This is a genomic window from Agromyces sp. NPDC060279 (genome assembly GCF_042726785.1).
Classification (GTDB): Bacteria; Actinomycetota; Actinomycetes; order Actinomycetales; family Microbacteriaceae; genus Agromyces.
Genome location: NZ_JBHXBK010000003.1, coordinates 286,725 through 313,448, shown reverse-complemented (window position 1 = coordinate 313,448; position 26,724 = coordinate 286,725). Strand labels below are relative to the sequence as shown.

General features: G+C 72.2%; 27 protein-coding genes and 1 tRNA gene. 21 read left to right on the top strand and 7 right to left on the bottom strand.

Translation table 11 applies throughout. From position 1 onward, the window contains the following. From ACFWE1_RS12610 to cmk, 15 genes are all read left to right on the top strand, one after another. Positions 1–1,650: primosomal protein (locus ACFWE1_RS12610; protein ID WP_376933771.1), on the top strand; the 1,650-nt coding region annotated here is incomplete at its 5' end. Beyond that, complete coding sequence (locus ACFWE1_RS12605; protein ID WP_376933770.1) at positions 1,625–2,656, top strand: HAD-IIA family hydrolase; 1,032 nt, start codon at positions 1,625–1,627, stop codon at positions 2,654–2,656. The genes ACFWE1_RS12610 and ACFWE1_RS12605, both read left to right, overlap by 26 nt. Positions 2,657–2,821: 165 nt before the next feature. Continuing rightward, positions 2,822–2,992 (top strand): hypothetical protein, encoded by a 171-nt coding sequence (locus ACFWE1_RS12600; protein ID WP_376933769.1) that lies wholly within the window; start codon positions 2,822–2,824, stop codon positions 2,990–2,992. 2 nt (positions 2,993–2,994) lie between these two features. Further along, a complete protein-coding gene (locus tag ACFWE1_RS12595; protein ID WP_376933768.1) occupies positions 2,995–3,804 on the top strand; it encodes a TlyA family RNA methyltransferase in 810 nt (269 codons plus the stop codon). Further along, complete coding sequence (locus ACFWE1_RS12590; protein WP_376933767.1) at positions 3,801–4,715, top strand: NAD kinase; 915 nt, start codon at positions 3,801–3,803, stop codon at positions 4,713–4,715. Before ACFWE1_RS12595 ends, ACFWE1_RS12590 begins: the two co-directional genes overlap by 4 nt. Before the next feature lie 18 nt (positions 4,716–4,733). Beyond that, positions 4,734–6,431, top strand: coding sequence for a DNA repair protein RecN (recN, locus tag ACFWE1_RS12585; RefSeq protein WP_376933766.1), 1,698 nt, complete (start codon positions 4,734–4,736; stop codon positions 6,429–6,431). 17 nt (positions 6,432–6,448) lie between these two features. Then, positions 6,449–8,218: a CTP synthase gene (locus ACFWE1_RS12580; RefSeq protein WP_376933765.1), complete on the top strand. Its 1,770-nt coding sequence runs from the start codon at positions 6,449–6,451 to the stop codon at positions 8,216–8,218. After that, on the top strand, positions 8,211–8,888 hold the full coding sequence (locus ACFWE1_RS12575) for an NUDIX domain-containing protein (protein WP_376933764.1): 678 nt from the start codon (positions 8,211–8,213) through the stop codon (positions 8,886–8,888). The genes ACFWE1_RS12580 and ACFWE1_RS12575 overlap by 8 nt, the downstream gene beginning before the upstream one ends. Next, positions 8,885–9,787 carry a site-specific tyrosine recombinase XerD gene (xerD, locus tag ACFWE1_RS12570; RefSeq protein WP_376933763.1) on the top strand — a complete coding sequence of 301 codons (903 nt, stop codon included), beginning with the start codon at positions 8,885–8,887 and terminating at the stop codon, positions 9,785–9,787. The genes ACFWE1_RS12575 and xerD overlap by 4 nt, the downstream gene beginning before the upstream one ends. Before the next feature lie 54 nt (positions 9,788–9,841). Continuing rightward, the gene (locus ACFWE1_RS12565; RefSeq protein ID WP_376933762.1) at positions 9,842–10,729 is read left to right on the top strand and encodes a ParA family protein; all 888 of its coding nucleotides are present in this window, start codon (positions 9,842–9,844) and stop codon (positions 10,727–10,729) included. Then, positions 10,713–11,564 carry a segregation and condensation protein A gene (locus ACFWE1_RS12560; protein WP_376933761.1) on the top strand — a complete coding sequence of 284 codons (852 nt, stop codon included), beginning with the start codon at positions 10,713–10,715 and terminating at the stop codon, positions 11,562–11,564. Before ACFWE1_RS12565 ends, ACFWE1_RS12560 begins: the two co-directional genes overlap by 17 nt. Then, entirely contained in the window at positions 11,554–12,318 is a 765-nt protein-coding gene (locus ACFWE1_RS12555; RefSeq protein WP_376933760.1) for an SMC-Scp complex subunit ScpB, read from the top strand. Before ACFWE1_RS12560 ends, ACFWE1_RS12555 begins: the two co-directional genes overlap by 11 nt. Further along, positions 12,311–13,117, top strand: a complete 807-nt coding sequence (locus ACFWE1_RS12550) for a pseudouridine synthase (RefSeq protein WP_376933759.1) — start codon at positions 12,311–12,313, stop codon at positions 13,115–13,117. The genes ACFWE1_RS12555 and ACFWE1_RS12550 overlap by 8 nt, the downstream gene beginning before the upstream one ends. Before the next feature lies 1 nt (position 13,118). After that, complete coding sequence (locus ACFWE1_RS12545) at positions 13,119–14,201, top strand: prephenate dehydrogenase (RefSeq protein WP_376933758.1); 1,083 nt, start codon at positions 13,119–13,121, stop codon at positions 14,199–14,201. Between the two features lie 52 nt (positions 14,202–14,253). Further along, positions 14,254–14,925 (top strand): (d)CMP kinase, encoded by a 672-nt coding sequence (gene cmk, locus ACFWE1_RS12540; RefSeq protein WP_376933757.1) that lies wholly within the window; start codon positions 14,254–14,256, stop codon positions 14,923–14,925. On the opposite strand, the gene ACFWE1_RS12535 is transcribed toward cmk, so the two are convergent. After that, complete coding sequence (locus ACFWE1_RS12535) at positions 14,922–15,770, bottom strand: GAP family protein (RefSeq protein ID WP_376933756.1); 849 nt, start codon at positions 15,768–15,770, stop codon at positions 14,922–14,924. The genes cmk and ACFWE1_RS12535 overlap by 4 nt on opposite strands. A 118-nt stretch (positions 15,771–15,888) precedes the next feature. Between ACFWE1_RS12535 and ACFWE1_RS12530 the strand changes: the two genes are divergently transcribed. The 4 genes from ACFWE1_RS12530 to ACFWE1_RS12515 all read left to right on the top strand — a co-directional run bounded on the left by ACFWE1_RS12530 (position 15,889) and on the right by ACFWE1_RS12515 (position 19,695). Further along, positions 15,889–17,082, top strand: a complete 1,194-nt coding sequence (locus ACFWE1_RS12530; protein ID WP_376933755.1) for a sensor histidine kinase — start codon at positions 15,889–15,891, stop codon at positions 17,080–17,082. Continuing rightward, positions 17,079–17,768: a response regulator gene (locus ACFWE1_RS12525; RefSeq protein ID WP_376933754.1), complete on the top strand. Its 690-nt coding sequence runs from the start codon at positions 17,079–17,081 to the stop codon at positions 17,766–17,768. The genes ACFWE1_RS12530 and ACFWE1_RS12525 overlap by 4 nt, the downstream gene beginning before the upstream one ends. A gap of 126 nt (positions 17,769–17,894) precedes the next feature. Continuing rightward, positions 17,895–19,406 carry a ribosome biogenesis GTPase Der gene (der, locus tag ACFWE1_RS12520; protein WP_376933753.1) on the top strand — a complete coding sequence of 504 codons (1,512 nt, stop codon included), beginning with the start codon at positions 17,895–17,897 and terminating at the stop codon, positions 19,404–19,406. A 52-nt stretch (positions 19,407–19,458) separates the two neighbouring features. Next, a complete protein-coding gene (locus tag ACFWE1_RS12515) occupies positions 19,459–19,695 on the top strand; it encodes a DUF167 domain-containing protein (RefSeq protein ID WP_376933752.1) in 237 nt (78 codons plus the stop codon). Positions 19,696–19,750: 55 nt separating this feature from the next. Here the strand turns inward: ACFWE1_RS12515 and ACFWE1_RS12510 are convergent, their stop codons facing one another. Next, entirely contained in the window at positions 19,751–20,362 is a 612-nt protein-coding gene (locus ACFWE1_RS12510; protein WP_376933751.1) for a GNAT family N-acetyltransferase, read from the bottom strand. Between the two features lie 143 nt (positions 20,363–20,505). Here ACFWE1_RS12510 and ACFWE1_RS12505 point away from each other — a divergent pair. Together ACFWE1_RS12505 and bsh are read left to right on the top strand one after the other, a co-directional pair. Then, positions 20,506–20,582 (top strand) — tRNA-Pro (locus ACFWE1_RS12505). A 199-nt stretch (positions 20,583–20,781) separates the two neighbouring features. Continuing rightward, positions 20,782–21,756, top strand: a complete 975-nt coding sequence (gene bsh, locus ACFWE1_RS12500; RefSeq protein ID WP_376933750.1) for a choloylglycine hydrolase — start codon at positions 20,782–20,784, stop codon at positions 21,754–21,756. 68 nt (positions 21,757–21,824) lie between these two features. On the opposite strand, the gene ACFWE1_RS12495 is transcribed toward bsh, so the two are convergent. The 5 genes from ACFWE1_RS12495 to ACFWE1_RS12475 form a co-directional block, all read right to left on the bottom strand. Then, a complete protein-coding gene (locus ACFWE1_RS12495; RefSeq protein ID WP_376933749.1) occupies positions 21,825–22,304 on the bottom strand; it encodes a DUF2690 domain-containing protein in 480 nt (159 codons plus the stop codon). Between the two features lie 237 nt (positions 22,305–22,541). Beyond that, complete coding sequence (locus ACFWE1_RS12490) at positions 22,542–23,000, bottom strand: hypothetical protein (protein WP_376933748.1); 459 nt, start codon at positions 22,998–23,000, stop codon at positions 22,542–22,544. A gap of 62 nt (positions 23,001–23,062) precedes the next feature. Then, a complete protein-coding gene (locus ACFWE1_RS12485; RefSeq protein WP_376933747.1) occupies positions 23,063–24,823 on the bottom strand; it encodes an ABC transporter ATP-binding protein in 1,761 nt (586 codons plus the stop codon). Continuing rightward, positions 24,823–25,704, bottom strand: coding sequence for an ABC transporter permease (locus tag ACFWE1_RS12480; RefSeq protein ID WP_376933746.1), 882 nt, complete (start codon positions 25,702–25,704; stop codon positions 24,823–24,825). Before ACFWE1_RS12480 ends, ACFWE1_RS12485 begins: the two co-directional genes overlap by 1 nt. A gap of 7 nt (positions 25,705–25,711) precedes the next feature. Then, positions 25,712–26,716 (bottom strand): ABC transporter permease, encoded by a 1,005-nt coding sequence (locus ACFWE1_RS12475; protein ID WP_376933745.1) that lies wholly within the window; start codon positions 26,714–26,716, stop codon positions 25,712–25,714. Positions 26,717–26,724: the final 8 nt, after the last annotated feature.

Sequence of the window (26,724 nt, the reverse complement as noted above, 5' to 3'; positions counted from 1 at the left end):
GGTACTGCAGGGGGGACCCTGTGGGAGAGTAGGACACCGCCGGACACCCATTCACGAAAGGCCACCCCGAACCCCGGGGTGGCCTTTCGGCATTTCACCACTGATTTGAGCCCGCCCGATAGCCTCGAGGCGGATGAGACTTCAAGAGACGGCAGGCTGAGCGTGAGCGATTCCAGGAACGATGGGGAGCGGAGCTCCGACGACCGGGGACGCTCAGAACGCCCGAAGCGCGAGTACGGCTCGCGTGACGGAGGCCAGCGTCGCGATGGTGGCGCACCTCGCGGGGATCGCAGCAGCGGCCCGCGGGGCGGCGACCGGCGCCCGTCCGAGCGCAAGCCGTGGGAGAAGGACCGCGCGTCCGGCCCCCGTCGCGATAGCGACCGGAAGCCGTGGGAGCGCGATGGCGCTCGGAGCGGTGAGCGTTCCGGCGGTCCGCGTCGGGATGGCGAGCGCAAGCCGTGGGAGAAGGACCGCGCGTCCGGCCCCCGTCGAGATGGTGACCGCAAGCCGTGGGACAACGACCGTTCCGGTGGCCAGCGTCGTGATGGCGACCGCAAGCCGTGGGAGCGCGATGGTGCTCGCTCCGGTGCTCCGCGTCGTGATGGTGACCGCAAGCCGTGGGAGCGCGATGGCGCTCGCTCCGGCGGTCCTCGCCGCGACGGCGACCGGAAGCCCTGGGAGCGCGATGGCGCTCGTTCGGGCGGTCCCCGCCGAGACGGCGACCGCGGACCCCGCAAGCCCTGGGAGCAGCGCGACGATCGGGGACGCGGCGGCCGGCCCGGTGGCGAGCAGGCCCGACCGGACTCGCACGGCGCCGCGATGCGTCAGATCCGCCCGCGCCACGACGCCCCGATCGTGCCGGAGCACATCCGCCCGGCCTCGCTCGAGAAGAGCGCTCGCGCCGAGTTGCGCACGCTGACGAAGGAGAACGCCGACTGGGTGGCCATGCACCTGGCCGCCGCGGCCGAGTTCCTCGACACCGATCCGGAGCTCGCGCACCGGCACGCCCTCTCGGCATCCCGCCGCGGCGGCCGCATCGGCGTGGTCCGCGAGACGCTCGCGATCACCGCCTACGCGACCGGCGACTTCGCGCTCGCGCTGCGCGAGCTGCGCACCTATCGCCGTATCACCGGCAGCGACGAGCAGCTGCCACTCATGGTCGACAGCGAGCGCGGGGTCGGCCGGCCCGACCGCGCGCTGGAGCTCGGCCGTTCGGTCGACCGCTCGACGCTGCCGGCGGGGGTGCAGGTCTCGCTCGCGATCGCGATGTCCGGCGCCCGGCTCGACCGCGGCGAGACTGAGCTGGCGCTCGCGGAACTCGAGATCCCGCAGCTCGATCCCGATCGCGCCTTCTCCTACAGCCCCTCGCTGTTCCTCGCGTACGCCGAGGTGCTCGACGAGCTGGGTCGCGAGGCGGATGCCGCGGACTGGCGCGCTCGCGCGCTGCGTGCCGAGGCGGCCCTGGCCGGTCCGGCCGAGTCCGAGGTGTTCGAGGTCTTCGTGCTGGACGAGGACGAAGACGAGGGCGACGTGCGCGTGGCGCCCGTGCCGGTGGAAGCCGAAGCCGAAACCGAGGTCGAAGGGGAAGCCGAGACCACCGAGGTCGAAGGGGAGTCGGACGCCGATGGCGCTGTTCCGCGCGAAGACTGAGCCGGTCACGCCGCTCGACGGCGTGGACGCGGTCTTCGCGGATCTGGACGGCGTCGTCTACCAGGGCCACGGGGCGATCCCGCACGCCGTGGAGAGTCTCAACCGCGCCAAGGATGGCCGCGCCGTCGGCTACCTCACGAACAACGCGTCCCGGAGCGACGTCTCGGTCGCCGCGCATCTGGCCGAACTCGGCCTCGACGTCGTCCCGAGCGACGTCGTCACCTCGCCGCAGGCGGCAATGCACCTGCTCGGTGAACAGGTCGAGCCGGGTGCGCTCGTGCTCGTCGTCGGTGGCGAGGGCATCGTCACCGAGCTCGAGCGTCGTGGCTACCGGGTCACCCGTTCGGCGGACGACGCTCCGGCGGCCGTCGTCCAGGGCTTCGCGCCCGATGTCGGCTGGACGCAGCTCGCCGAAGCCGCGTTCGCGCTGAACGCGCACGGCGGGCCGGACGTGCCCGGCGGGATCCCCTGGATCGCGACGAACATGGATTGGACGATCCCGGTCGCCCGTGGCATCGCACCCGGCAACGGCACGCTCGTGTCCGCCGTGCACACCGCCGTGGGCCGGTTCCCGCTCGTCGCGGGAAAGCCGGAGCGCGCGATCTTCGACGAGGCCGTCCGCCGCTTCGGGTCGGTGGCGCCGCTCATGGTGGGCGACCGGCTCGACACGGACATCCTCGGTGCGCGTCGCGCCGGGATCCGCTCGGCCGTGGTGCTCACCGGCATCGATCGGGCCAAGCAGCTGCTCGCTGCGAAGGCCGACAGTCGGCCCGACTTCATCCTCGAGGACCTGCGCGGGCTGCACGAGCCGTATCCGGCGACCGAGGAACGCCGCGGGGGAGCTCTGCGCGTCGGCCGCGCGGCCGTGAAGGTCGACGGGCCGCGCGTGGTCGTGGTCGAGGAGGGCGACGGCAGCATCGATCTGCTGCGCGCCGCCTGCGCGGCGATCTGGAGCTCGGGCACGCCGATCCACGCGCTCGAGGTGCCGGCACGGCTGTACGCCTGAGGCGTCTCCCTTCGACGGGCTCCCTTCGACAGGCTCGGGGAACCAGGTGGTTCGCTGAGCCTGTCGAAGCGACGGGCTCCCTTCGACGGGCTCCCTTCGACAGGCTCAGGGAACCGGCTGGGGAACATAGCCCGTTCGTCGCCGGGTGCCGGTAGCGTGGAGGCCGTGAGCGACGCATCGAACCCCGAGCCCCGAGACCTGAGCGAGGCCACCCGGGCGGCGCTCGACGAGCTCGAGTCGGCCCCGCTCGAAGAACGCGCCGCGGGCTACCGCCAGCTCGCCGACGCGCTGCGCTCGGAGCTCGAGCAGTCCGACCCGAGCCGTAGCGCGGGGTGAGCATGCCCGACGCCAGACTCGACGCCGCCCTCGCCGAACGCGGACTCGCGCGCTCCCGCACGCACGCGGCCGCCCTCATCGCCGCCGGCTCGGTCACCGTCGACGGCCGCCCGGTCGTCAAGGCCTCGACGCGGGTCACGGCGGAGTCGGAGCTGGCCGTCGCGTCCGCCGACCACTACGTGAGCCGGGCCGCCCACAAGCTGCTCGCGGCGCTCGACGCGTTCGCCGTCGACGTCGAGGGACGCCTGGCGCTCGACGCCGGCGCCTCGACCGGTGGCTTCACCCAGGTGCTGCTCGAGCGGGGTGCCCGTCGTGTGCTCGCGGTCGACGTCGGCCACGGGCAGCTCGCCCCCGAGCTCCATGATCATGAGCGCATCGTGCTCGTCGAGGGCTGCAACGTCCGCACCCTCGACGCGGATGGACTCGCCGCACTCACCGGGGTCGCCGAGCGCCCTGAGCTCGTCACCGCCGACCTCTCGTTCATCTCGCTCGCCACGGTGTTGCCCGCGCTCGTCGCCACCGCGGCGTCCGAGGCTGATTTCGTGCTGCTCGTGAAGCCGCAGTTCGAGGTCGGCCGGGGCGGCACCCGGGAGGGCATCGTGCGCGATCCGGCCCGCCGCGCCGACGCTGTGAACGACGTGCTGTGGGCCGCGCACGATCTCGGCCTGCGCACCGCGGGCGTCGAGGCATCGCCGATCGCCGGCGGGCAGGGCAACCAGGAGTTCCTGGTGCAGCTGACGGCGGTGCGGGGCTCCGATCCGTCAGAATGGTCGAGTCGCATCGAACGGCTGGCGAGAGGGGGCGCGGCATGAGCGCAGCACGGCACTTCCTCGTCGTCTCGCACACCGGGCGCGCCGCCGCGCTCGAGGCGACGGTCGAGGTCTGCGAGCGGCTACTCGCCGAGGGCGCCGTGCCGGTCATCGCCGCCGAGCACTGGGACGACGTGCAAGAGGTCGTGCCCGAGCTCGACGGGCGGGCGCTCCGCCTCGAGGCGGTCGATCCCTCGCTGATCGAGCTCGTCATCGTCCTCGGCGGCGACGGCACCATCCTCCGCGCCGCGGAGCTGATCCGCCCGCACCCGGCGCCGCTGCTCGGGGTCAATCTCGGCCACGTCGGCTTCCTCGCCGAGAGCGAGCGCGACGACCTCGGCCTCACGATCACCCGCGCGCTCGCGCGCGACTACGCCGTCGAGGAGCGCATGACGCTCTCGGTGCGCGCCAAGGTCGGCACCGAGGTCGTGTACGAGAGCTGGGCCCTGAACGAGGTCACCGTCGAGAAGGCCGAGCGCGAGCGCATGCTCGAGGTCGTCATCGAGGTCGACCGACGCCCGCTGTCGTCGTTCGGCTGCGACGGCGTCGTGATGTCGACGCCGACCGGCTCCACCGCCTATTCCTTCTCCGCGGGCGGCCCCATCGTCTGGCCGAGTCTCGAGGCGCTGCTGCTGGTGCCGCTGTCGGCCCACGCGCTCTTCGCGCGTCCGCTCGTCGTCGGGCCCGAGTCCTCGCTCGCCGTCGAGATCCTGCAGCGCACCGAGAGCAGCGCGGTGATCTGGTGCGACGGCCGTCGCACCTTCGACCTGCCCGCCGGGTCCAGAGTGATCGTGCGGCGGTCCCCGGTGCCGGTTCGGCTCGCGAGGCTCCACGAGGCCCCCTTCACCGATCGGCTCGTGAACAAGTTCCAACTCCCGGTGACGGGGTGGCGGGGGCCGAGCGGCCGTGACTGAGCGCGAACGGAGGCGAACGTGATCGAAGAACTCGGTATCCGCGACCTCGGCGTCATCGCCGAGGCGACCCTGCCGCTCGGGCCGGGCTTCACCGCGGTCACCGGTGAGACCGGTGCAGGCAAGACGATGGTGGTGACCGCCCTCGGGCTGCTGCTCGGGGCGCGTTCCGACGCCGCGGCCGTGCGCGCCGGGGCGAAGCAGGCGTGGGTCGAGGGGCGCTGGCTGCTCGCCGACCCCGAGGCCGTGGCCGAGCGCGTCGCCGAGACCGGCGGCGAGATCGAGGCGGGCGAGCTGCTGCTCGGCCGTTCGGTGTCGGCCGAGGGACGCAGTCGGGCCGTGGTCGGCGGCCGCAGCGCGCCGGTGGGCGTGTTGGCCGAGCTCGGCGAGGAACTCGTCGTCGTGCACGGGCAGGCCGACCAGCAGCGCCTGCGCTCCGCCACGGCGCAGCGCGAGGCGCTCGACCGCTTCGGCGGCGCGCCGCTCGCCGCGGCGCTCGAGGCGTACCGCGCGGGCTTCGAGGGGTGGAAGGCGGACGCCGCCGAGCTCGCCACCCTCCGAGCGGAGCACGACGCCAGGGCTCGCGAGGCCGAGGAGCTGCGCGAGGCGCTCGACGAGCTCGAGACGATCGACCCGCAGCCCGGTGAGGACGAGGAGCTGCACGAGCGATCCGAGCGGCTCACGAACCTCGAGGAGCTGCGGCTCGCCGCGGCGCAGGCCCGCGAGCTCGTGTCCGCCGAGGAGGTCGCCGACGACGTGCCCGACGCGGTCGGGCTCGTCGAGGGCGCTCGGCGGCAGCTCGAACGAGTCGCCGGCTTCGACGCGGCGCTCGCCCCGATCGCCGAGGCGCTCACGAACGCCGGATTCCTGCTGGCGGATGCCGCGGCCGAGCTCTCGGGCTACCTCGCCTCCCTCGACGCGGACGGCGCGCGCGAGCTCGAACTCGTGCAGGAGCGCCGGGCGCTGCTCGCGGGGCTCGTGCGCCGGCACGGCTCGCTCGACGAGGCCATCGAGTTCCGCCGCACGGGCGGGCTGCGGCTCGTCGAGCTCGACGGCGACGACGACCGCATCGCTCTGCTCGAGGCATCCGTCGAGCGTCTCCGCGATGAGCTCGATCGGCTCGCCGACGAGCTCACCGCGCTGCGCAGTGCGGCGGCCGAGCGCCTCGCGGAGGCCGTCACAGCCGAACTCGCGGCTCTCGCCATGCCCGATGCCGTGCTGAGCGTGTCGGTCGAGCCGCTGGACGAGCCCGGCCCGCACGGGCGCGACCAGGTGCAGATCCTGCTCCGCCCGCATCCCGGGGCCGAGCCCCGCTCCGTGTCGAAGGGAGCGTCCGGCGGTGAGCTCTCGCGGGTGATGCTCGCGATCGAGGTCGTCATCGGCGCGGTCGACCCGGTGCCGACGTTCGTCTTCGACGAGGTCGACGCCGGCGTCGGGGGAGCGGCGGCGATCGAGATCGGCCGTCGGCTCGCGAAGCTCGCCGAGCGTTCGCAGGTCATCGTCGTGACCCACCTCGCCCAGGTCGCGGCCTTCGCCGGCAACCACTTGAGCGTCGTGAAGGGCACCGACGGTCAGGTGACGAGTTCGAGCGTGAGACAGCTGCTCGGTGCCGAGCGCGAGGCCGAGATGGCCCGCCTGCTGTCCGGGCTCACCGACTCCGAGATCGGTCTCGCGCACGCGCGCGAACTGCTCGAGATCGCCGCCGAGCGGGCGGCATGAAGGACGAAGGGGGAGCCATGGGCCGGCATGTCGGGCACTCGGAGTCCGAGCGTGGGTTAGACTATAAGCCCGTGGTGGATGAACGCGGCGCACAGCACTCGAATACTGACTTTTCCGACGACACGACCAAGCACATCTTCGTGACTGGTGGTGTCGTTTCTTCATTGGGCAAGGGCCTGACGGCGGCCAGTCTCGGCAATCTGCTCACGGCTCGCGGGCTCCGGGTGGTGATGCAGAAGCTCGATCCGTACCTGAACGTCGACCCGGGAACGATGAACCCGTTCCAGCACGGCGAGGTGTTCGTCACCGACGACGGGGCCGAGACCGATCTCGACATCGGCCACTACGAGCGGTTCCTCGACATCGAGCTCTCGCAGGCGGCCAACGTCACGACGGGGCAGATCTACTCGACCGTCATCGCCAAGGAGCGGCGCGGCGAGTACCTCGGCGACACGGTGCAGGTCATCCCGCACATCACCGACGAGATCAAGCGCCGCATGCGACTGCAGGCCTCGGAGTCGCCGAAGCCCGACGTGATCATCACGGAGATCGGCGGCACCGTCGGCGACATCGAGTCGCAGCCCTTCATCGAGTCGGCGCGTCAGGTGCGCCACGAGCTCGGCCGCAAGAACGTCTTCTTCGTGCACGTCTCACTCGTGCCGTTCATGGGCGCCTCCGGCGAGCAGAAGACCAAGCCGACGCAGCACTCGGTCGCCGCACTGCGGTCGATCGGCATCCAGCCCGATGCGCTCGTGCTGCGCAGCGACCGGCCCGTCACGGAGTCGAACAAGCGCAAGATCGCGCTCATGTGCGACGTCGACGAGGCCGCCGTGGTGAACGCGGTCGACGTGCCCTCGATCTACGACATCCCGACCATGCTGAACACGCAGGGCCTCGACGCCTACATCGTCGACGCGCTCGGGCTCGACGGCAAGGCCGCCGAGGTCGACTGGTCGGGCTGGGCCGAGCTGTTGAAGGTCGTGCACGACCCGAAGCACGAGGTCACGATCGGGCTCGTCGGCAAGTACATCGACCTTCCCGACGCGTACCTCTCGGTCACCGAGGCGCTTCGCGCGGGCGGCTTCGGCAACGACGCGAAGGTCCGCATCGAGTGGATCCCCTCCGACGAGTGCGAGACGCCCGAGGGCGCCCAGAAGCACCTCGCGCACCTCGACGGCATCTGCGTGCCCGGCGGCTTCGGCGTGCGCGGCATCGAGGGCAAGCTCGGGGCGCTCCGTTTCGCCCGCGAGAACGGCATCCCCGCCCTCGGCCTCTGCCTCGGCCTGCAGTGCATGGTCATCGAGTATGCGCGGAACGTCGCCGGCCTCCCCGGCGCTTCGTCGAGCGAGTTCGACCCCGACACCGAGTTCCCGGTCATCGCGACCATGGAGGAGCAGGTCGAGATCATCTCGGGCGGCGACCTGGGCGGCACGATGCGCCTCGGCCTCTACCCGGCGGCCCTCGCCGAGGGCTCGATCGTCGCGGAGCTCTACGGCTCGACCGAGGTCTCCGAGCGGCACCGGCACCGCTACGAGGTGAACAACGCCTACCGCGACCGGATCGCCGAGGCGGGGCTGTCGTTCTCGGGGCTCTCGCCCGACCGCAACCTCGTCGAGTACGTCGAGCTGCCGCGCGAGGTGCACCCGTTCTACGTCGCCACGCAGGCTCACCCGGAGCTGCGCAGCCGGCCGAACTCGCCGCACCCGCTGTTCCGCGGCCTCGTGGCTGCCGCGCTCGAGCGCCAGGCGGCGTCGAAGCTGTTCGACGACGACGTGGACAATGGCTGAGCCCTTCGGCGAGCCGACGGTCGGCGGCACCCCCGTCGGTCCGTCGCTCGCCGACGAGCGCACCGAGCCGCTGATCCGCAGCTCGGAGCTTGCCTTCGAGGGGCGCGTGTGGGACATCCGCCGCGAGACCTTCGAGTTCGCCGGCGCCCCGGTGACCCGTGACTTCATGGACCACCCGGGCGCCGTCGGCGTGCTCGCGCTCGATCGCGACGATCGGGCGATGCTCATCCGGCAGTACCGGCATCCGGTCCGCCTGAACGACTGGGAGATCCCCGCGGGCCTGCTCGACGTCGTCGGCGAGGACCCGCTCCTCGCGGCGCAGCGGGAGCTCGCCGAAGAGGCCGACCTCGAGGCTGCCGAGTGGGCGGTGCTGGCCGACATCCACACCTCGCCCGGCGGCAGTGACGAGGCCATCCGCATCTACCTCGCGCGAGAGCTGCGCGGCACTCCTTCGCGCTACGAGCGCACCGAGGAGGAGGCGGAGCTCGTGACCGCCTGGGTCCCGCTCGACGACTGCATCGACGCGGTGCTCGACCGTCGGGTGTCGAACGCCCCGCTCACGGTCGCCGTGCTCGCCGCGGCGGCCTCGCGGGCGCGCGGCTGGGCCAGCCTCGCCCCGGCGGATGCCCCGTGGGACTCGAAGCCCGGGCGCGAGGCAGCCGGGGCGTGAGCTCCCGCGAGATCGACGGCTACCTGCGACACCTCGCGGTGGAGCGGGGGCTCGCGCGGAACACCGTCGCCTCGTACCGGCGCGACCTGCAGATCTACGGCGGATGGCTCGAGCAGGCCGGCCACGGCGGCCCCGAGTACGTCGGCGCCGCCGAGCTCGCCGCCTTCCAGCGGTACCTCAGCGCCGAGCGGCAGCCGGCCCTCGCGAGCTCCTCGGTCGCCCGGGTGCTGTCCACGGTGCGCGGCCTGCATCGCTTCCTCGCCGAGGAGGGCCTGACCGAGACCGACGCGGCGCGCGAGCTGAAGCCGCCCAAGCTCCCGGCGCGCTTGCCGAAGGCGATCCCGATCGACGCGGTGGAGCGGCTGCTCGCGGCGACCGACGGCGACGAGCCGCTGCGGGTCCGTGACAAGGCGCTGCTCGAACTGCTCTACGCGACCGGCGCCCGCGTGTCCGAGGCGGTCGGGCTGAACGTCGACGATCTCGTCGACGCCGAGGTGGTGCGCCTGTTCGGCAAGGGCGGCAAGGAGCGCATCGTGCCCGTCGGCAGCTACGCCAGGGCCGCCATCGAGGCGTACCTCGTGCGGGTGCGGCCGCAGCTATCGAGCCGGGGCAGGGCGACGCCGGCGCTCTTCCTCGGCGCCCGCGGCGGGCGTCTCACCCGACAGGCGGCCTGGGTGGCGATCAGGGATGCCGCGGACCGCGCCGAGCTCGGCCTGGAGGTATCGCCGCACACGCTGCGGCACTCCTTCGCGACCCATCTGCTCTCCGGCGGAGCCGACGTGCGCGTCGTTCAGGAGCTGCTCGGCCACTCTTCGGTGGCGACGACGCAGATCTACACCCTCGTCACGGCCGATACACTCCGGGAGATGTACACGACCGCCCACCCGCGCGCTCGCTAGAATCGACCAAGCATCGCTCGACCCGACGGGCGCCCGCTGAGGAGGAGAGACCACGTGACCGACCAGAAGCGCGACCCCGCGAGCACCACGGCGCCGCAGGAGTCGAAGCTCGGTCCGACCGGTCGACCGTTGCGCGAGTTCCCCACGCCGCCGGCGCTGCGCGAGCACGGCCCGGCCCGGATCATCGCCCTCTGCAACCAGAAGGGCGGCGTCGGCAAGACGACGACGACGATCAACCTCGGCGCGACGCTCGCCGAGTACGGCCGCCGGGTGCTCGCGATCGACTTCGACCCCCAGGGTGCGCTGTCGGCCGGGCTCGGCGTGCAGACCCACGACGTGCCGACGATCTACGACCTGCTGCTGTCGCGCGGCACCGAGCCGGCCGACGCGATCCAGCAGACCTCGGTGCGGAACTTCGACGTCATCCCCGCGAACATCGACCTCTCGGCCGCCGAGGTGCACCTCGTCACCGAGGTCGCGCGCGAGCAGATCCTCGCCGGGGTGCTGCGCAAGGTCTCGGCCGACTACGACGTCATCCTCATCGACTGCCAGCCCTCGCTCGGTCTGCTGACGGTGAACGCGCTGACCGCGAGCCACGGCGTCGTTATCCCGCTCGAGTGCGAGTACTTCGCGCTGCGCGGCGTCGCGCTGCTCATCGAGACGATCGACAAGGTGCGCGACCGGCTGAACCCCGCCATCACGCTCGACGGCATCCTCGCGACGATGTACGACGCCCGCACCCTGCACTCCCGCGAAGTCCTCGAGCGCGTCGTCGACGCCTTCGGCGACCGGGTGCTCGAGACGGTCATCACGCGCACGGTGAAGTTCCCCGACGCCACCGTCGCGGCGACGCCGATCACCGAGTTCGCGCCCGAGCACCAGGCGTCGAAGGCCTACCGGCAGCTCGCCCGCGAGCTGGTGTTCCGTGGCGCGGTCGCCTGAGGCGGCCGCCCCGGCCGATGCGCAGCCCCCGGCGGAGGCCGCGGCAGAGGGCGACCCGGGATTCCGGGTCGCGCTGACGAACTTCGAGGGGCCGTTCGACCTGCTCCTCTCGCTCATCACGAAGCACGAGCTCGACATCACCGAGGTCTCGCTGTCGAAGGTGACCGACGAGTTCATCTCCTACCTGCGCGGGCTCGACTCCGAGGAGGAGCTCGACCGGGCGAGCGAGTTCCTCGTCGTCGCGGCGACGCTGCTCGACCTGAAGATCGCGGGGCTGCTGCCGCAGGGGGAGCTCGTGGACGCCGAGGACGTGGCGCTCCTCGAGGCCCGCGACCTGCTCTTCGCCCGGCTGCTGCAGTACCGGGCGTTCAAGGAGGCCGCGCGCTGGTTCCAGGCCGGGCTCGAGCGCGAGGGCACGCGGCACGCGCGCACGGTGCGGCTCGAGGAGCGGTTCCGCCAGCCCGCCCCGGAGCTGCGCTGGACCCTGTCGGCCGAGGACTTCGCCGCGCTCGCGGTGCTCGCGCTCACGCCGCGCGAGATCCCCGTGGTCGGGCTCGACCACCTGCATGCGCCCGCCGTCTCCATCCGGGAGCAGGCGGCGCACGTCGTGGCCGTGCTGCGGCGCGGCGAGCCCGTCACCTTCCGCCAGCTGATCGCCGGCGTCGACCGGCAGGGCGTCGTGGTCGCGCGCTTCATCGCCGTGCTCGAGCTCTACCGGCACGCGGCGATCGGCTTCGAACAACTGGAGCCGCTCGGCGAGCTGACGCTGCGCTGGGCGACCGACACGTGGAGCGACGACAAGCTCGAGAGCCTGGGAGCCGACTATGACGACTGAGACCGAGCAGAGCGAGCCGGGTGTGCAGGACGCGGAGGACCAGGAGGCCACGACGACGGATGCCCCGATCGAGGCACCCGCGCCCGAGGCATCCGGGGCCGGCGACGCGCCGGAGCTCTCCGTCGCGACGCCCCTCGACGTGCCGGGCCAGCACCGGCTCGACCTCGACCGCGCCATCGAGGCGATCCTCTTCATCTCGGACGAGCCGCTCGGGGTCGTCCAGCTGGCGGCCACGGTCGCGCGCCCCGTCGCCGAGGTGCGCGCCTCGATCGCCCGCCTCGTCGCCGACTACGACGGCACCGGCACGTCGGGGGAGCCGCGCACCGACGTCGCCGAGGCGCCCGCGCTCGTCGGCGGCGGCCGGCGCGCCTTCGAACTGCGCGAGGTCGGCGGCGGCTGGCGCTTCTACGTACGCCAGGAGTACGACGCGCTCGTCGCCGGATTCGTGCTGACGCAGACGTCGACCAAGCTCTCCCAGGCGGCGCTCGAGACGCTCGCCGTGATCGCGTACAAGCAGCCGATCTCCCGTTCGCAGGTCGCCTCGATCCGCGCCGTCAACGTCGACTCGGTCGTGCGCACCCTGCTCGGGCGCGGCCTCGTCACCGAGGTCGACACCGACCCCGAGACGGGCGCGATCCTCTACGGCACGACCGAGCAGCTCCTCGTCCACCTCGGCATCAACTCGCTCGACGAACTGCCGCACATCTCGCCGCTCCTCGACGACGGCCAGGAAGGATTCGATCTCGATGGCTGAGCCCGCCACCCCCACGGAGCCCCCGGCCGGCGGTCCGCAGCGCCTGCAGAAGGTGCTGTCCGCCGCCGGCGTCGCCTCGCGCCGGGTCATCGAGGACTACCTCGTGCAGGGGCGCATCGAGGTGAACGGGAAGGTCGTGACCGAGCTCGGCACCCGGGTCGACCCCGCGGTGGACCACGTATCCGTCGACGGCGTCGCCGTGCAGCTCGACACCGCGAAGCGCTACTACGTGCTGAACAAGCCGACGGGCGTCGTGTCCTCGATGAAGGACGAACAGGGCCGCCCCGACCTCCGTCGCTTCACCGACGAACTCGACGACCGCGTCTACAACGTCGGCCGCCTCGACGCCGAGACCAGCGGGCTGCTGCTGCTCACGAACGACGGCGAGCTCGCGCACGTGCTCGCCCACCCGTCGTTCGGCGTGGAGAAGACGTACATCGCGAAGGTGCGCGGGCGCGTGACCCCGCAGACCCTGCAGCGCCTGAAGCAGGGCGTCGAGCTCGACGACGGCCCCATCCGGGCAGACCGGGCGAAGCTCCTGCAGGCCCAGGGCGACGCGCGGCACAGCATCGTCGAGCTCACCCTGCACTCCGGCCGCAACCGCATCGTGCGCCGCATGCTGAAGGAGGTCGGGCACCCCGTCGTGGAGCTCGTGCGCCGCCAGTTCGGGCCGCTGCACCTTGGTACACTCAGGTCCGGTCAGCTCCGGGAGCTGACGAAGGCCGAGCGCGGCGCGCTGCTCACCATCGCCCGCCAGGCCGAGACGGCGCGCGGAACTGCCGGCGCGAAGGAGGACTGACGTGGTCGAGTCACGGCTGACCGGCCCCGTCCGGATCGTCGGCGCGGGCCTGCTCGGGACGAGCGTCGCCCTGGGGCTCCGCTCGCGCGGCATCGAGGTGATCCTCGACGACGCCTCGCCGACGCATGTGGCGATCGCGGCCGACCTCGGCGCCGGGCGCCCGGCCGCCGCGGGCGACGCCCCGCAGCTCGTCGTCGTCGCGGTGCCGCCGGACGTCACCGCCCGCGTCGTCGCGGCCGAGCTGGAGGCGTACCCCGACGCCATCGTCACCGACGTCGCGAGCGTGAAGGCCGGCATCCTGGCCGAGCTCGTCGAGCAGGGCGCCGACGTCTCCCGGTACATCGGCTCGCACCCGCTCGCCGGCCGCGAACGCGGCGGACCGCTGTCGGCCCGCGCCGACCTCTTCGTCGGCCGCCCGTGGGTCGTGGCCGCCCACGACGCGATCAGCTACCAGCGTGCCGGCGCGATCGACGACCTGATCCTCGACCTGGGCGCGACCCTCGTCGAGATGACCCCGGAGGAGCACGACCGCGGTGTCGCGCTCATCTCCCACGTGCCCCAGGTGGTGTCGAGCGTCATGGCGCGCCGGTTCATCGACGCGCCGAACGCCGCGCTCGGCCTGGCCGGCCAGGGCGTGCGCGACGTCACCCGCATCGCGGCGAGCGACCCCGACCTCTGGGTGCAGATCCTCGGCGCGAACGCCGAGCCGGTGCACGACATCCTCGTCGCCGTGCGCGACGACCTCGACCGCTTCATCGAGGCGCTCGAGGCTCCCCAGGCGCCCGGAGCGCGTCGCCGCGTCGCCGAGGAGCTCGCCGCGGGCAACACGGGCGTTTCCCGCCTGCCCGGCAAGCACGGCACCGACAAGCGCTTCACGACCGTCATCGTCATGGTCGACGACCGCGCGGGCGAGCTCGCCCGCCTGCTCGCCGAGATCGGCGAGATCGGTGTCAACCTCGAGGACCTGCGCCTCGAGCACTCGCCGGGCCGCCAGGTCGGCCTCGCCGAGGTGCAGGTCGTGCCCGAAGCCGCCGAGCGCCTGAGCGAGGAGCTCGCCGCGCGCGGCTGGCGCATCGCCGGCTGAGCGAGCAGGCAGTCCACACCCCCGATCGCACCCGAACCCTGGAGGCATCCCCGTGCAGCACCCCCTCGTCGTCGCCGTCGACGGTCCCGCCGGCAGCGGCAAATCGAGCGTCTCGAAGGCGGTCGCCCGCCGCCTCGGCTACGGCTTCCTCGACACCGGTGCGGCGTACCGCGCGCTCGCCTGGCACGTGGCCCAGTCGGACGTCGACCCGGAGGACACGGCCGCGGTCGTGGGCTCCCTCGACGCCTTCGACTACGGCATCGGCACCGACCCCGACGGCTACCGGGTCCACGTCGGCGAGCACGACGTCACCGAGGCGATCCGCGAGCCGCGCATCTCCGGCATCGTGAGCGCCGTGGCGCGCGTTCCCGAAGTGCGCGCGCACCTCATCGGCCTGTTCCGTGCGATCATCGCGGCGGAGGCCCGCCCCGGCATCGTCGTCGAGGGCCGCGACATCACGACGGTGGTCGCGCCCGACGCGAAGGTGCGGATCCTCCTCACCGCGAGCGAGGAGGTGCGGATGTCGCGCCGGGCCGCCGAGCTCGCCGGACACGACGCCGCGGCGACGGGCGCGCAGCTCCGGGCCCGCGACCAGGCCGACTCGAAGGTCGTCGACTTCCTGAACGCCGCCGACGGCGTCACCCTCGTCGACTCGACCGAGCTCGACTTCGGCCAGACGATCGACGCCGTCATCTCGGTGATCCGCGCGGCCGACGAACGCTAGAGGATCCGCTCGAACAGCCCGAGCTCCGAGGCGGCCGCGCGGGCGAGGATGAAGCCGACGATCCCGAGGATCCACGCCGTGTTCTCGCTCGCCGTGCGCTCCAGCCACGCGGCGAGCCGCTCCAGCGGCGCCTTCACGAGGGGCGCCGCGACGATCCGCAGCACGAGCAGTACGAGCGCGGGCGCGATCATCAGCAGGCAGTAGCCGGCCAGCGCGCCGAATCGGAGCGGCATGCTGAGCTCGGCCTCGGCGAGCATGCCCATCGCCACGAGGTACGGCAGCATCGTCGCGACCTCGATGAGCCCGGCGCCGAGGGCCACCGCCATGACGGTGACGGGCGAGGTGCCGTCGGCGAGCAGGCGGTCGCGCCAGCGCGCGATCCGGCCGCCCGAGCCCGGTTCGGCCGGCGCATCCGCCGCGCTCGAGGCATCCGCACTCCCCGCGGTCGCGGCGGCCGCTCCCGGCAGCGCCGCGCCGCTCGTGGCGCTCGCCACGCGCTCGGCCGCTGCGGCCTCCCGCTTCTTCTTCGCCTGCTCGTTCGTCGGCATCGCGAAGGCGGCGACGAGGAGCCCGGCGCCGAGGAGGAGCCGGATCCACAGTCCCGTCGTCGAGCTCAGGAAGCCCTGCGCCACATCGACGAGGTTCACGAGGCCCAGCGTGAACAGGATTCCCACGGCGAGGTAGAACACCGCGATCGTCACGAGATAGAGCAGCACCCGACTGCCGCGCAGCCGCGGGGCGAGCAGCAGGAACACCGGGATGAGCAGCGTGCCGATGCTGAGGCCGTCGACGAGGGCGAGCACGGCGAGGGTGATGCTGAGCGGCGCGTCGGTCAGGAGGTCCATGCGACCAGGCTCGCGCGATCGGCGTGAGCGCGGATCGGGCGGAGGGCGGAGTCGGGCCGAGCGGCGCCTCGTCCTTTCGGAGGAGGAGCGCCCGCTCCCGGCATGCTTCGATGGAGGCATGCAGAAGAACGACGGCGGGACGGTGCTGCGCTGGGTGCGCGAGCACCGACCGCTCGTCGACGCCGTCGGCATCGCCGCGATCAGCGCGCTCGCGGCCGCCATGGGGCTGAACCAGGTCTGGGACGCGCTCAGCGTGCTGCCGGAGCCGGTCTCACCGTGGTGGGGCTTCGTCGTCTCGATCCCCGCCTTCATCGCGGTGGCGCTCAAGCAGCGGATGCCGCGCACGGGACTCGCCGTCGCCGCCACGATCAGCGTGATCTCCCTGTTCACGGTCGGCGGCATCGGTGGCCTGATCGCCCTGCTCGATCTGCTCTGGCTCGTCACGGTGCGCGCGACGCCGGCGGCCAGACGGCGCATCCTGATCGGCTGCGGGGTCGTGATCGCGGCGTTCACCGTGCTCACGCTCGTCGTGACCGGCGAGGTGCGCATGGCCGTGCTCGTGGGGCTGCAGCTCGGCGCGCTGCTCGGCACCGACTACTGGTGGGCGACGGCGGTGGCGCAGGCGAACGAGCTCGCCGAGCTGCACCGGCGAGAGGCCGCCGAGCTCGTGCGGCACGCCGAGCGCGACCGCGACACCGCGCTGCAGCACGAGCGCGACGCGATGGCCCGCGAGCTGCACGACCTCGTCGCCGGGCACGTCTCGGCGATGGCGATCCGCGCGGAGGCGGCGCTGTCGGTCCCGCCCGACCGCGGGGGAGACCGGGCGGCGCTCCGAGCCGTGCGCGACTCGAGCCTCGAGGCGCACGAGGCGCTCCGCTCCATGATCACCGTGCTCCGAGCCGGTGGGGGCGAGCTCGTCGTGCCGCCGCGGCTCGACCGGGTGGCCGACTACGTCGACGCGGCGCGGCGCGCAGGACTCGAGGTCCACTTCGACGGCCCCGCCGCGACCGAGCTTCCCGCCCCCGTCGAGCAGCTCGCCGCGCGGGTCGTGCAGGAGGGGCTCGCGAACTGCGTGCGGCACGCCGCCGGGGGCCGCGTCGCGGTCTCGATCGAGACAGGTGCAGGCGGGCTGCTCGTGCGGGTCGACTCTCGCGACGGCCGCCCGCTCGAGCGACCGAGCCTGCCGGGCAACGGCTCCGGCCTCGCCATGCTCGCCGAGCGGGTTCGGGCGCTCGGCGGGCGCTTCGACGCCGGACCGGTGGGCGCCGGCTGGTCGGTGCGCGCCGCCCTCCCGCTGGAGCCGGCGGCATGAGCGCGCCACGGGTGCTCCTCGTCGACGACCACGGCGCGATCCGCGAGGCGCTGCGGATCATGCTCGAGTCGCACGGCCTCGTCGTCGTGGGCGAGGCCGCCGACGGCGAGACCGCGGTGCGGAACGCCGCGGCGCTGCGCCCCGACGTCGTGCTCATGGACCTCCGGATGCCCGGCATGGGCGGCGTCGCCGCCACCCGGGAGATCCAGGCGCGGGGGCTCGCCGATGTGCTCGTGCTCACGAGCTTCGACGAAGACGAACTCGTCTTCGGGGCGATCCGCGCCGGCGCGGCCGGCTTCCTGCTGAAGACGGCGGATGCCGCAACCCTCGTCGACGCGGTGCACCGGGTCGCGGCAGGGGAGGGCCTGCTCGATCCGCGGGTCACCCGGCGGGCGCTCGCAGCGCTCGCCGGAGCCGGGGCGGAGGACCGGCCGGCGGACGGTGGTGCGGAGAGCGGCGCGGATGCGGCGGCCAGGGGCATCCCCGACGCCGTCGGCCTGACCGGCCGCGAGCGGGACGTGCTCGACGGCATGGCCCTCGGCCGTTCGAACGCCGAGCTCGCCGAGTCGCTCGGCATCTCGGTGCCCACCGTGAAGACCCACGTCTCGAACGTGCTCGCGAAGCTCGGCGCCCGCAGCCGGAGCCACGCCGTCGCCATCGCGCGCGGGCTCGACGCCGGCCGCTGAGGCCGTCCGATTCGCCCGATGGACCCCTTCGGGGGCGGCGTTCTGACGGGGCATCCGGCCTTCCCAGCTCGGGTACGGCAGACTAGAGGGCGCGCGATCGCGCCCACGACGTTTCCAGGAGACCCCATGAGCGACCACGACGACGAGTTCGAGGCCCACGACGACGACCTCGCCGAGCGCCTCGCCGACGTCGACGACGACCTTGCCGAGCAGCGGGCCGCGGCCCTCCGCAGCGGCCTCGACGAGTACGAACTCGATGACGAGGACCTCGACCTGCTCGAGCTGTCCGAGGAGGGCGAGGAGGGCATCCAGTACCTCCCGGCCCTGCCGGTCATCGCGATCGTCGGCCGTCCGAACGTCGGCAAGTCGGCGCTCGTGAACCGCATCCTCGGCCGCCGCGAGGCCGTCGTCGAGGACACCCCCGGCGTCACCCGCGACCGCGTCTCGTACAAGGGCGAGTGGCTCGACCGCCGCTTCACCCTCGTCGACACCGGCGGCTGGGAGCCCGACGCCAAGGGCATCGACGCCTCCGTCGCCGCGCAGGCCGAGGTCGCGATCGACCTCAGCGACGTGGTGCTCTTCGTCGTCGACGCGACCGTCGGCGCCACCTCGACCGACGAGCACGTCGTGCGCCTGCTGCGCAAGACGAAGAAGCCCGTCTTCCTCGTCGCGAACAAGGTCGACGACGCCCGCCAGGAGCCCGAGGCCGCCGCGCTGTGGAACCTGGGCCTCGGCGAGCCGCACCCCGTCTCCGCGCTGCACGGGCGCGGCGTCGCCGACCTGCTCGAGTCGGTCTTCAAGGTGCTGCCCGAGGTCTCGGCCGTCGCGAAGCAGGAGATCGGCGGACCCCGCCGCGTCGCCATCGTCGGCCGCCCGAACGTCGGCAAGTCGAGCCTGCTGAACAAGACCGCCCGCGAGGAGCGCGTCGTCGTCAACGAGCTCGCCGGCACCACGCGCGATCCGGTCGACGAGCAGATCGAGCTCGCCGGCAAGGTGTGGCGCTTCGTCGACACCGCGGGCATCCGCCGTCGCGTGCATCTGCAGCAGGGCGCCGACTTCTACGCCTCCCTGCGCACCCAGGCCGCGCTCGAGAAGGCCGAAGTCGCGATCGTCGTGCTCGACGTCTCGCAGCCGATCTCCGAGCAGGACGTGCGCATCATCGACCTCGTGCTCGAGTCGGGCCGCGCGCTCGTGCTCGCCTACAACAAGTGGGACCTGCTCGACGACGACCGCCGCCGCTACCTCGAGCGCGAGATCGAGCAGGACCTGCACCACGTCGCCTGGGCGCCGCGAGTGAACATCTCGGCGCGCACCGGCCGGCACCTCGAGAAGCTCGTGCCGGCGCTCGAGACCGCGCTCGAGTCGTGGGACACCCGCATTCCGACGGGCAAGTTCAACGCCTTCCTCACGGAGCTCACGCAGGAGCATCCGCACCCCGTGCGCGGCGGTAAGCAGCCCCGCATCCTGTTCGGCACCCAGGTCTCGACCCGGCCGCCGACGTTCGTGCTGTTCACGACCGGGTTCCTCGACCCGGGCTACCGCCGGCTCATCCAGCGGCGCCTGCGCGAGATCTACGGCTTCGAGGGCAGCCCGATCGTCGTGAACATGCGGGTGCGGGAGAAGCGCCAGCGGCGCTGAGCCGCAGCGCTGTTCCCGGTCGCTGACGCGTCGTCGCTGAGTCCGCACGCCCATGGAACTCGTGGTCCGGGTGAAGCCCGGCAGTCGCAAGGGTCCGCTCGTGGAGCCGTCGCCGGATGATCCGGCGGCGGCGCTCACCGTGTTCGTGCGCGAGCGGGCCGTGGACGGTGCGGCGAACGCCGGCGTGATCCAGGCGCTCGCCGCGCACTTCGGGGTGCCGCGCCGCGACGTCGTGATCGTGCGTGGCGAGACGTCGCGCATCAAGGGGGTGCGGATCGAAGGGCGCTGACGCCGGCGCGCCCGCTGACGTCATGCGCCCTCTGACGTCATGCGCCCCTCGCTCGTCAGAACTCGAGCTGCATGACCGCGCGGCTCGGCGAGGGGCGACCCACCTCGCTGAAGCCGGCCCCCGCGAACATCGACACCGTGCCGTGGAAGAGCTCGGCCGCCGACACCGTGGCCTTCGCGCTCGGGTCGACGGCGTAGGCCTCCAGGACCCGGGCGCCATGCTCGCGTGCGTAGGCGACGGCCGCCGCGGCGAGGGCGGCACCCACGCCGCGGCGCCGGTACGCGCGGGGCACCACGAAGCAGCTGACCGCCCAGACGCGCTCGTCGTCGAGCTCAGGCTGGGCCGTGCCGGTGCGCACGATCGTGCTGCGGGCGACCCGCGAGAGGGCCGGGCGTGGCTCCACGGCGCACCAGCCGACCGGCGTCTCGCCGTCGTAGGCGAGCAGCCCGGGCCCCGGCTCGTCGGCCGCGAGCTGCGCCTCGAGTCGGTCGTGGAGCGTCTCTGCGCCGACCTCGCGCCAGTCGCGGCCGGGGATCTTGTACCACTGGCACCAGCAGGTGGCCGGGTCGCCCTTGGTGCCGAACACCGCCTCGACGTCGGCGAAGGGCGTCTCGTCGGCGGGGATGACGGTGAGGCTCGGATGCGTCGTCGGAATCACGGTGGCCATGCCGTCACGCTAACGGGTGGGGCCGACAGCGTCAGCGGTGGGCCCGCGGGGGCCCTCTCAGGATGCCTCGGCCGGGTGTGCACGAAGGGGCCTCCGGAACCCGCTATGATGGTCAAGTTGCCTCGGCGGAATCGCCGGAGCATCGGGCTGTGGCGCAGCTTGGTAGCGCACTTGACTGGGGGTCAAGGGGTCGCAGGTTCAAATCCTGTCAGCCCGACCAATGTAGCCCCGGAATCTCGCACGAGTTTCCGGGGCTATTCTCTTGCCCGGAATCACCCTGAGCGCCGGAGCCTCGGACGAGGCAAGGTCGCTCCTGTGTACGCGCCCCATCGCGCGCCGTCCACCCCTGGCCGGCTGCACCCTCCGCGCGTAGGGTGGCGCCCACTATGCCGGGTGTACCACTCACATCGGAGGGCGACATGTGCACAGGGGTCAGCTACACCACTCGCGACCATTACTTCGGGCGGAATCTGGATCTGGAGTTCTCGTACCACGAGACGGTCACCGTGACGCCGCGGAACTTCTCGTTCGAATTCCGCAGAACGGAGCCCCTGCGCACGCACCACGCGATCATCGGGATGGCGACGATCGCGGACGGCTACCCCCTGTACTACGACGCGACGAACGAGCGGGGCCTCAGCATGGCGGGGCTCAACTTCCCGCAGAACGCCCGCTACGCGCCGGAGGCGCACGACAAAACGAACGTCACGCCGTTCGAGTTCATCCCGTGGGTCCTCGGGCAGTTCGAGACCGTCGAAGAGGTCAAGGCCGCCCTGGCGACGATCAGCCTCGTCGACATCTCGTTCAGCGAGGCGTTTCCGCTCTCACCGCTGCACTGGATCATCGCCGATCGATCGGCGTCGATCACCGTCGAGAGCGTCGCCGAGGGGCTGAAGGTCTATGCCAACCCCATCGGGGTGCTCACGAACAACCCCACGTTCGACATCCAGTCGTTCAACCTGAACAACTACCTGCACCTCTCGAAGCTGCCGCCCGAGCCGCACTTCTCCGACGAACTGCACTTCGACGTCTACAGCCGCGGCATGGGCGCTCTCGGCCTGCCCGGGGATCTCTCGTCGTCATCTCGTTTCGTCAAGGCCGCGTTCACCAAGCTGAACTCGGTGGCGGGGGAGTCCGAGTCGGAGTCGATCAGTCAGTTCTTCCACATCCTCGGTTCCGTCGCGCAGCAACGAGGGTGCGTCGAGGTCGCGCCGGGCAAGTTCGAGATCACCATCTACTCCTCGTGCTGCAACACCGACAAGGGGATCTACTACTACACCACCTACGAGAACAGTCAGATCACCGCGGTGGACCTGCACAAGGAGGACCTCGACGGGCGCACGCTGGTCGACTACCCGTTGATCACGGGGCAGCAGATCCACCTGCAGAACTGAGTGCGCAGACGGGAACGACCCCTGCCTCGGCCGCGAGGGCGAGGCAAGGGCCGTTCCCCATCAGCGCGTCAGCAGACGGTCTGCGTGGCCAGGCGCCCTTCGACGCGGCCGCTGCGGATGTCCGTGATGCTGGCGGAGACGTACACGCAGGCGCTGCCCGGCGCTTCGATCATCGTCGACCAGTCGGTGCGTACTCGGTTGATGACGATGCCGGAGCCCTGCCGGTAGGCGCCGGAGGCGCCGTAGTTCGTGATGATCTCGCCCCGCACCTCGTTGCCCGCGACGTTGCTCGTCACCCGAATCCAGTTGGTGCCGCACTTGGGTGAGTAGCGCAGCTCGGCGGTGCCCTGGTACTGGCCGTACTTCGAGTTGTAGAGCCCCCAGGACTTGACCGTGTACGAGCCTGCACTGCAGCCGCTGCTCTGCGGGTCCTTGCCCCGGTAGGCCGGGTTGGCCTGTGCGGGCATCGCGGAGCCGAGCGCGAGGGCTGCGGCGATGAGCGTGCTGGCGAACGCGGCGCCGAAGCGGCGACGTCGGGTGGTGATCATGGGTCTCGTGGTTCCTTCTCTGCAAAAGCGATTCCCGCTCCGATGACCTTGCAGCTGACGGCTGGGCGACCAAGGGCGGCGGCCTGACTCTATCAGTAGCGCGCGGGCGAGATGGGGTTTGGTTCGTTTGCGCTACGCGTGGAATACCAATCGAGACCGTGCGGCTCGTCCGCCGGCGCGGTGGCGTCGGGGCCGCCGTGCGCTCCGGCGACCCCGTCCGATGCTCGAGACTCGGTCTCAGGCGCTCTGCGAGCGGTAGTGCGGCGCGAGCGAGATCGCGTGCCACGTGAACGGGCGGTCGACGCGGACGAACCCGAGCGGGCAGTGCCGCACCCCGGCGGGGATGTAGATCGAGCCGGACGTCGAGGTGTGCCGGCGTTCGCCCTCGATCTCGATGTAGATCTCTGCACCGAGATCGTGGGGGTTCGCCGGGTCGTTGCCGGTCCAGGTCAGGATCTCGTCGTAGTCGTGGGTGTGCTCGTCGGCCCAGTGGGTCTCCTCGTCGATCTCGGTGATCCAGGCGAAGGTCATGTGCAGTCGGCTCTCGGGGTACGTCTGCGTGCTCGCCAGCTCGCCGACGCTGACGATGTTGCGGGGCCGCTCCCGCCCGCCCGACTCGTCCTCGTTCGCCTCACTCGTCCAGCGGAAGTTGTACATCGGGATGTCGCGGTTCAACAGCTCGTCGATCAGTGCCATTCGGATCTCCTTGTCGTGGATGGTGCGCCCGGGTGGGCGCGGGGAGGAGGGCTGCGCGGCCCTCAGCCCGCCGAAGCGGCGGGGAGTTCGAGGGTGTCCCTCAGCAGGGACTGGGTGTAGGGGTGCACGGGCCGATCGAGCACGGCGCCGACCTCGCCGCGCTCGACGACGTGCCCGTCGCTCAGCACGAGCACGTCATCGGCGATGCTGCGCACGACCGCGAGGTCGTGGGTGACGAACACCATCGCCAGTCCGTCGTCGAGCAGCGCGCGGAGCAGCTCGATGACGGAGGCCTGCACGGAGACGTCGAGCGCACTCGTCACCTCGTCGCAGAGCAGCACGGCGGGGTCGGCGAGCAGTGCGCGGGCGATCGCGACGCGCTGCCGTTGGCCGCCGGACAGATCGGCGGGGTACGCGTCGAGCACCCGCTCGGGGAGCTCGACCCGCTCGAGGGACTCGCGCAGGCGCTGCCGCAGCACGCGCCGGCCGGCCCCGCCGGGAGCGGCGACCGACAGGCTCTGCCGGACGCTGCGCCTGGGGTTCAGCGAGCCGTACGGGTTCTGGAACACGTACTGCAACTGCCGCCGGGCGAGGGCGTCGCGATGCCGTGCGCTCAGTGCGAGCTGGCGCCCGCGGAGCTCGATCGTGCCGCTGACATCGTCGTGCAGCCCGATCAGGCATTTGGAGAGCGTCGTCTTGCCGCTGCCGGACTCGCCGACGACCGCGAGGCAGCGGCCAGGATCCAGTTGCAGCGAGACCCCGTGCAGCACCTCGCGCGCCCCGTAGGAGGCCACGAGGTTGCGCGCGTCCAGCGCGAGTGCCTGGCCGACCACCTCCGGCCGATCGGGCCGGTCGCGCAGCCGCACCGGGGGCTCGGCCTCGATCACCTCGTCGCGGATGCAGCGCACCAGATGCCCGGGCGCCGAAGCGCGGAGCGGGGGAGTCGCGTCCGCGCACGCCGGCGCGGCGAACGCGCAGCGCGCCCGGAACACGCAGCCGCCGCTCGAGTCCCCGGGCTGCGGCGCGCGCCCGGGGATCGGCCGCAGCTGCTGCCGGAGCCGTGGTGACGGGACGGCGTCGAGCAGCGCCCGCGCATAGGGGTGACGCGGCGCGGTGAGTACCGAGTGCGCGCTCGACCGCTCCACCGTCTGGCCGCCATACATGACGATGACCTGGTCGGCGACGTCGGCGACGACGGCGAGGTCGTGGCTGACGTAGATCGCCGCGATGCGGTGCGCTTCGCAGAGCTCCTTCACGAGCGAGAGCACCCGCGCCTGGGTCGAGACGTCGAGACCGGTGGTCGGTTCGTCGAGCACGATGACCGCCGGCCGCGCGATCACGGCCATCGCGATGGCGATGCGCTGCTGCTGCCCGCCGGAGAGCTGCTGGGGGCGCCGCGCGAGGAACGCGTCGTCGTCCGGCAGGCCGACCTCCCGCAGCACCTCCCGAGCCTGGTCGACGGCGGGGCGGCGCTCGCCGCGCAATCCCTCGAGGAGCTGGGTCCGGATGCTGAGCGTCGGGTTCAGGGCGGTGGCGGGGTCCTGCGGCACGTACGCGACGAGGCGCTGCCGGGCGGAGCGCAGCGACGCTCCGCCGAGCCGCAGCAGGTCTTCGCCGGCGATGATCACCGAGCCCGTTCCGATCCGGGCACCCCGGCGGGCGAAGCCGAGGAGGGCGAGGGCCATGGTGCTCTTGCCGGACCCGGACTCGCCCACGACGCCGAGCACCTCGCCGGCGTCGAGCTCGAAGTTCACGTCGTCGACGATCACGGCGCCGTCCGAGCTCCGCTCGACGGTCAGACCGGTGACGCTGAGAACGGGCATCACTTCCTCCCTTCGGTGCGCCCGAGGACTCGGGCGCTGCCTTCGGCGATCAGGTTCCCCGCGACCGTGTAGAGCACGATCATGAGCATCGGTGCGACGACGGCGAAGGGCTGGTTGGCGAGTCCGTCGCGGTTCTCGCTCACCATCAGGCCCCAGTCGGCCGCCGGCGGCTGGATGCCGTAGCCGAGGAAGCTCATGGAGGCGAGGATGCCGACCGACCACATGAGCCGGATGCCGAGCTCGACGAGGAGCGGCGAGGTGATGTTCGGCAGGATCTCGCGGGCGATGATGACGATGCCGGGCGTGCCGACGGCCTTCGCCCACGAGATGTACTCGCGCCCGATCACCGCCGAGGTGGTGCCGCGCATCACCCGGGCGACGCCGGGGAACAGCGCGAGCGCGACCAGGGCGACGAGGAGCCAGGTCTGCGGCCCGAACATGGCGACGCAGAGCAGCGTGAGCAGGATGCCCGGGAAGGCGAGCAGCACGTCGAGCGTCCGCGAGAGCAGCGCGTCAACGACGCCGCCGTAGTAGGCGGCGAGCATCCCGACGAAGGCCCCGAGCAGCACGGCGATGACCGTCGAGACCGGGGCCATCCACGCGAGGTGCACACCACCGGCGAGCACTCGGGAGAGCACGTCGCGGCCGAGCTTGTCCGTGCCGAGCGGGTGCGCGCCGCCGGGGTCCTCGTAGGGCAGCCCGACGGGCTCCGCCGGGTCGAAGGGCGCCAGGATGCCGCCGAGGGCGGCGAAAGCCGTGATGAACAGGAGCAGCCCGGCGCCCCAGCGCACCTGGCCCGAGGCGAGGAAGCGGCGCCACTCGGGCGGTCGTCGCCCGGTCGTGGGTTCCGGGGCCTCGGCGGTGGTGGTCTCAGCAGTCATGTGGGCCTCAACGGGTGCGGTGCAGGCGCGCGGTGAGCGCGTCCGCGACGAGGTTCAGGGTGAAGTAGGCGGTCGCGATGATGAGGACGATCGCTTGGATGACGGGGAGGTTGCGGGTGTTCACCGCCGAGACGAGCGCCCCGCCCAGCCCGTTGAACCCGAAGAGGTACTCGACGACGACGACGCCGCCGACCACGCTCGCCGCGACGAGCGTCGCCGCGGGCACCACCGGCGGGAGGGCGTTCGGCAGCGCATGCCGGAAGAGGATGCGCGCCTCGCTCAACCCCTTGAGCGTGGCGGTCTGCACGTACTCGCTGTCGAGCACGTCGATGAACGAGACGCGCACGAGCCGGCCGAGGTAGGCGATGCCGCTCAGCACCACCGCGATGACGGGGAGGGTGATCTCCGCCGGATAGGCGAGCGGCGACGCACCCGGCGGGATGAGCGCCACCGGGGGCAGCACCGGGAAGACGGTGGTGCCGAGGAGCGTGATGAGCACCATGCCGATGACGAACTCCGGCGTGGCGTTCACGACCATCGAGACGGCGAGGAAGGCCCGATCGAACAGGCTGTCCCGGAATCGCGCGGCGACCACCCCGATGACCACCGCGAGGGGGAGCATCACCACGAGGGAGACGCCGGCCAGGGCGACCGAGTTGCTGAGCCTCGGTGCGATGAGCTCCGCGACCGGGACGGCCTCGCGGTTGGCGAGTGAGACGCCGAAGTCGCCGTGGAGGACGCCGAGCAGCCACGACAGATACTGCTCCCAGAGCGGACGGTCGAGCCCCAGCTGGGCGCGCAGCGCCGCGAGCGACTCCGGTGTCGCGTCGGATCCCAGGATGACGGCGGCCACGTCGCCGGGCATCGCCTGCGTCACGACGAAGATCAGCAGCGACACGAGGAACAGCGTGAGCACGCCTTGGGCGACCGTGAGCAGGATCGTCCGTGCGGGGCCTCGCCGCCCCCGACCGAAGCGGGTGGGGGCGACGAGGATCGAGACCGTGGCGGGCATGGCGGGTG